The following is a 459-nucleotide window of genomic DNA, read 5'->3' on the forward strand; positions in this document are numbered from 1 at the left end:
AGGTGACGCCGAGCGCCCTCGCCCGATCCTGGTCGACCACCAGCTTCATCGCAGGCACCGGCTCCAGCCAGTCGTCATGGATGGCGCCGAGCAGCGGGTTTGCGGCGAACTTCGCCTCAACCTGGTCGGCAATCTTACGCACTTCGGCACGATCCGGACCCATGACGCGCATCTGCACCGGCCAGCCGGTCGGCGGGCCGAGGAAGAGACGGTCAACCTTGCCGCGGATCGACGGGAAGTCCTGGGCGAGGATGGCACGCAGCTTGACGATCAGCCGTTCGCGGGCCGGCTCGTCATTGGCCATGACCAGAAGCTGGGCGAAGTTCGGATTGCGCAATTGCTGGTCGAGCGGCAGGAAGAAGCGCGGCGCGCCCTCGCCGATATAGGTGGCGACGAATTTCTTGTCCGGATCGGGCATGATCTTCGTTTCCAGCGCCTTGGCCTGGGTCTCGACTTCCT

The 459-nt window shown here is 64.9% G+C and carries 1 pseudogene; it reads right to left on the reverse strand.

The annotated features are described in order from the left end of the window. A pseudogene (locus AC1D0P_RS29295) lies at positions 1-459 on the reverse strand (AcrB/AcrD/AcrF family protein); the annotation flags it as partial.

The sequence above is a fragment of the Polaromonas sp. P1_G2 genome (genome assembly GCF_056405515.1).